Origin of the sequence: Agathobaculum desmolans ATCC 43058 (assembly GCF_000701665.1) — a bacterium.
Classification (GTDB): Bacteria; Bacillota; Clostridia; order Oscillospirales; family Butyricicoccaceae; genus Agathobaculum; species Agathobaculum desmolans.
On sequence record NZ_JNJN01000079.1, the window covers coordinates 1 to 5,102 of the forward strand.

At 55.2% G+C, this 5,102-nt stretch carries 7 protein-coding genes; 4 read left to right on the top strand and 3 right to left on the bottom strand.

The features are described 5' to 3' along the window. Positions 1–318 (top strand): integrase core domain-containing protein (locus tag T363_RS0113385; protein ID WP_031476635.1); only part of this gene is annotated, 318 nt, incomplete at its 5' end. A gap of 171 nt (positions 319–489) precedes the next feature. Here the strand turns inward: T363_RS0113385 and T363_RS0113390 are convergent. Both T363_RS0113390 and typA read right to left on the bottom strand, forming a co-directional pair. Next, positions 490–876 carry a RidA family protein gene (locus T363_RS0113390; protein WP_031476637.1) on the bottom strand — a complete coding sequence of 129 codons (387 nt, stop codon included), beginning with the start codon at positions 874–876 and terminating at the stop codon, positions 490–492. 78 nt (positions 877–954) lie between these two features. Beyond that, positions 955–2,781: a translational GTPase TypA gene (gene typA, locus T363_RS0113395; RefSeq protein WP_031476639.1), complete on the bottom strand. Its 1,827-nt coding sequence runs from the start codon at positions 2,779–2,781 to the stop codon at positions 955–957. A 253-nt stretch (positions 2,782–3,034) separates the two neighbouring features. Here typA and rfbA point away from each other — a divergent pair, with 253 nt between their 5' ends. From rfbA to T363_RS16495, 3 genes are read left to right on the top strand one after another with little or no spacing between them, the layout of a single operon-like run. Continuing rightward, a complete protein-coding gene (gene rfbA / locus T363_RS0113400; RefSeq protein WP_031476641.1) occupies positions 3,035–3,892 on the top strand; it encodes a glucose-1-phosphate thymidylyltransferase RfbA in 858 nt (285 codons plus the stop codon). Between the two features lie 14 nt (positions 3,893–3,906). Then, the gene (locus T363_RS0113405) at positions 3,907–4,359 is read left to right on the top strand and encodes a YjbQ family protein (RefSeq protein WP_031476643.1); all 453 of its coding nucleotides are present in this window, start codon (positions 3,907–3,909) and stop codon (positions 4,357–4,359) included. Beyond that, the gene (locus tag T363_RS16495) at positions 4,352–4,621 is read left to right on the top strand and encodes a hypothetical protein (RefSeq protein WP_207640634.1); all 270 of its coding nucleotides are present in this window, start codon (positions 4,352–4,354) and stop codon (positions 4,619–4,621) included. The genes T363_RS0113405 and T363_RS16495 overlap by 8 nt, the downstream gene beginning before the upstream one ends. A gap of 91 nt (positions 4,622–4,712) precedes the next feature. Here T363_RS16495 and T363_RS0113415 read toward each other — a convergent pair. Further along, positions 4,713–5,102 (bottom strand): electron transfer flavoprotein subunit alpha/FixB family protein (locus tag T363_RS0113415; RefSeq protein WP_031476647.1); only part of this gene is annotated, 390 nt, incomplete at its 5' end.

Here is a 5,102-nt window from a genome sequence, read left to right on the forward strand (position 1 = left end):
AAGCAGGAGAAAAAGAGAGTCGCTGCGGAGTTACAGCTCCACAGCGACCAGTGCCTTCAATACACATCCCAAGCATATTTCCAGCTAACTAAACAATACGGCATTACACCGTCTATGTCAAGGAAAGGAAATCCTTATGATAATGCCATGGCGGAAAATTTCTTCTCTATCCTCAAAACAGAGTGTATTTACCGACACAAACCAGCTACCTTTGCTGAAGCAAACGAAATGATTGACCGCTATATCTGTTTTTACAACCATGAGCGCATCCAGTTAAAAACCGGAGAGGCGCCGCTGGCGCGACGCCTCTCCACTTAGAACTCAATATTTCCTATCAGGGGCTCTTTTTTGTACTGTCCGCACAATCTGGGGCAGTTCAGCATGAGCCGGGTTTTGGTTTGTAACTGCCTATACGAAAAATTTTCTCGCTCAAAGCGTCAAAACAGAGGTATTGCCTGCGGTTTGACACCGGTGCAGACAAATGCAGGCTTAGCCCTGCACCGCGATAACCTCAACCTCTACCTTGGCGCCGAGCGGCAGCTTGGCAACCTGTACGCAGGAACGCGCCGGTGCGCCTTCGGGGAAGTACTTGCCGTATACGCTGTTGAATGCGGCAAAGTCATTCATATCTGCCAGAAAACAGGTAGTTTTGATCACGCGGTCGAAGGATACGCCGCCGCGCGCCAGCACGCACTTCAAATTGTGCATGACCTGCTCGGTCTGCCCTTCGATGGTATCTGCCTCGATCTTGCCGGTTTTGGGGTCGATCGGGATCTGACCAGAGGTGAAAATCAGGTTGTGTGCGGCAACGGCCTGTGAATACGGGCCAACTGCAGCGGGAGCGAGATCGGTGTGCAGGACTTCTTGGATTGCCATGGGGTAATACTCCTTTGTGTATCAAAAAATTGGATAAACGAGTGAAACATCACACAAAGTGTGCGGGTACGAGACGGTTTATTTCTTTCCGCCCTTGATTTTTTTCAGACGCTCGGTGTTGGACAGGATCTTTTTGCGGATGCGCACGCTTTCAGGCGTGATTTCGAGCAGTTCGTCGTCGCCGAGGAACTCAAGCGCCGCTTCGATCGACATTTGGCGCGGTGGGATCAGACGCAGTGCATCATCCGAACCCGAGGCGCGCATGTTGGTGAGCTGCTTTTTCTTGCAGACGTTCACGGCCATATCTTCGCCGCGCGGGTTTTCACCGACAACCATGCCTTCATACACTTGTGTGCCCGGGCCGATGAACAGCGGGCCGCGCTCCTGTGCATTGAACAGTCCGTAGCCTACGGCTTCGCCGGCTTCGAAGGCGATCAGCGAACCGGTGGTGCGCTTGGAGATCTCGCCCTTGTACGGCTGATAGCTGTGGAAGACCGAGGACAGGACGCCTTCGCCCTTGGTATCGGTTAAAAATTCCGTGCGGTAGCCAAACAGGCCGCGTGCCGGGATCAGGAATTCCAGACGCATCCGATCCGAGCCCTTGGGATTCATGGAAACCAGCTCGCCCTTGCGGGAACCCATTTTTTCCATAATCGAGCCGACCGCGTCTGCCGGTACGTCCGCGATCATGCGTTCGACCGGCTCGCACTTGACGCCGTCCACTTCGCGGAACAGTGCCTTGGGCGCACCGACCTGAAATTCGTAGCCCTCGCGGCGCAGGTTTTCGATCAGGATGGACAGATGCATCTCACCGCGGCCGCAGACGCGGAAGGAGTCGGTGGTGTCGGTTTCGTTGACACGCAGGGACACATCCTTGAGCAGCTCGCGGAACAGGCGCTCGCGCAGATGGCGCGAGGTGACGAACTTGCCTTCACGGCCGGCAAACGGGGAGTCGTTGACCGAGAAGGTCATTTCGACCGTCGGCTCGGAGATCTTGACAAAGGGCAGCGCTTCTACCTGTGCGGGGTCGCACAGCGTTTCACCGATGGTAACATTTTCAATGCCGGAGAAGCAGACGATCTCGCCTGCGGTGGCGGATTCGACCGGACGGCGCTCCAGCTCTTCGATCGTATACAGCGTGACAAGCTTGGCGGTATAGGGCTGGGTTGCACCGTGGTAATCGCATACCGTAACCTGCTGGCCGACCTTGAGCGAGCCGCGCTCGATGCGGCCAATGCCAATGCGGCCGACATATTCGTTATAGTCGATCGAAGAAACCAGCATCTGCGCCGGGCCTTCGGTATCTACCTGCGGGGCGGGAATGTGTTCGAGGATCTGTTCGAACAGGGGGGTCAGATCGGTGCCCTCTACATTCGGGGACATGGAAGCCGTGCCTGCGCGGCCCGAGCAGTAAACGATCGGGCTGTCGAGCTGTTCATCGGTCGCATCCAGATTGAGCAGCAGCTCAAGCACTTCGTCGCCGATCTCATTGAGGCGTGCATCCGGACGGTCGATCTTGTTGACCGCAATGATGATCTTGTGGCCGAATTCCAGTGCCTTTTGCAGTACAAAACGGGTCTGGGGCATCGGGCCTTCGGCGGCATCGACCAGCAGAACAACGCCATCTACCATTTTGAGGATACGCTCAACCTCGCCGGAAAAGTCCGCGTGGCCCGGGGTATCGACAATGTTGATTTTGACATCCTTATAATGTACCGAGGTGTTTTTGGCCAGAATGGTGATGCCGCGCTCGCGCTCGATATCACCGGAGTCCATCACGCGTTCTTTCACGACCTGATTTTCGCGGAAGGCGCCTGCCTGCTTGAGCATCTGGTCGACCAGCGTGGTCTTGCCATGGTCAACGTGGGCAATGATGGCAATATTGCGCAAATCGTTTCGGATCATATACTTTCCTCCATCTGCGGATTATTTTCGTGCAGATATTATTATATCCGCTTTTTCGTTGATTTTCCAGTGCCGGCACGTCAAAATTTGTACAAATTAACCGTGGAAAACTGTCCATTTTTGTGCTTTCGGCGTATTTTGCACGGTGGATCTGGGCATATCGGCGTGACGGATGCTTTCCCTATGGAAAATGGGGACAGGCTATGCTATAATGATTTCACAATACTGTAATGTAGATAGAGGGAGAAAGCCTATGAAAGGAATCATTTTGGCTGCCGGAAAAGGCTCGCGCCTGTATCCGATGACACGCCCTGTGTGTAAGCCGCTGCTGCCGGTTTATGATAAGCCGATGATCTATTATCCGCTGGCAGCGCTGCTGCAGGCGGGTATCCGCGATATTCTGATCATCATTCCGCCCGGAGAGGAAGGCCCTTTTTACCGTCTGCTCGGTTCGGGCGGACGCTTTGGTGTGAATATCACCTACGAGGTGCAGGAGGTCGCACGCGGCATTGCGGATGCGCTGCTGATTGGGGAGCAGTTTGTCGGTAATGATGATGTGTGCCTGATTCTGGGCGATAATATCTTCTATTCACCGGATTTTGAGCGCTATCTGCAGCAGGCGCTGGCGTATCCGGTGGGCGGCCGTGTGTTCGGCTATTATGTGGAAGATCCCCGCGCATTCGGCGTGGTGGAGTTTGATGAGGCGGGCTGTGCGGTGTCGATCGAAGAAAAGCCGCGTTACCCAAAATCCAACTACATTATTCCCGGTCTGTATTTTTACGATAACAGCGTGATGGAGATCGCGCGCAATCTGCAGCCCTCTGCGCGGGGAGAGCTGGAGATCACGGACGTGAATCTGGAATATCTGCGCCGGGGTGCGCTGCATGTGGTCACGCTGGATCATGACTTTGTCTGGTTGGATGCAGGCACCGTGGACAACCTGCTTTCCGCAGCGCAGGAGATCAAGCGCGTGCAGGATGAGACCGGACGCTATGTGGCCTGTCCGGAGGAGATCGCCTATCAGCGCGGCTATATCAGCCATCAAACCGTGCTGCGGCACGCCGCGGATCTGGATAAAACATTGTATGGGCGCTATCTCGAGTGTCTGTAAAGGAGAAGAACAGTATGTCAGTTTATACCGAAACCAAAACCTACCGCACCAAAGCGCATATGGGCATGATCGATGTGAGCGATGATTTCCGCGCGGCGGTGCATAACGCCTGCCGTAATACCGGGATGCGGTCGGGTATTATCACCGGCTTTACAACCGGCGGCGTGGCCGGTTTGACAACGCTGGAATTTGAACCGGGCATGGTGTATCACGATCTTAAGGCCGCAATGGATGTGTTTTCTCCTTATACGGACGACACCGGCCGTGTGATCCATTACCAGCACCACGATACATGGCATGATGATAATGGCTCGTCGCACATCAAGGCGGCGCTGCTGTCGCCGTTTATCACGATCCCCTTTGTTGAGGGAGAGATCACGCTCGGACCGTGGCAGAATCTGACACTGGTCGAGTGCGATACGCGTGACCGTACGCGGGATATCGTGTTTCAGGTGATGGGTGAGTAATCGACAGTCTCTCGATCGAAACCACGCTTGTGATCAATTTGCGACTGTGAATCGCGCCCTTTTGGCACAGTTCTCCGTCGTCTTGTATCAAAACCCGCGACACGTGTCGCGGGTTTTTACGAAAATTGTAGCTTGCTGCAATTTTCCATTTGATACGCGCTGCGGCGCGGAAGTTTTTCGACAAAGTGAAAATCCGCAGGGCATTGCCCTGCGGATTTTTTATAAAGATGATGGCGGGGCTGCGATCTATGCCGCTGCGTAACCGCAGCGGTATTCGCGCGGGATGCTCCGACCCGCAGCGGATACGGGAGGTAAATCAGGCAGCCCGCTTGATCCATCGGTGAAAACAGCGCTTACTTAGCAGCCTTAGCCGCCTTGATCGCGTCGATCATGAGCGGAACAACCTTGAACAGGTCGCCGCAGATGCCGTAGTCTGCTACGTCGAAGATCGGAGCGCCCTCGGCCTTGTTGACCGCGATGATGCACTCGGAATCCTGCATGCCGGCCTTGTGCTGGATCGCACCCGAGATGCCCAACGCAACATACAGCTTCGGATGTACGGTCTTGCCCGTCTGGCCAACCTGATGGTCGGCAGACAGCCAGCCGGAATCGATCGCCGCACGGCTGCCGCCGATGACTGCGCCGTTGAACTCGGCTGCCAGCTCTTCCGCCAGCTTGATGCCCTTCTCAACATCCTTGGAGATGCCGCGGCCGACGGATACGACAACCTCAGCGCCGGTCAG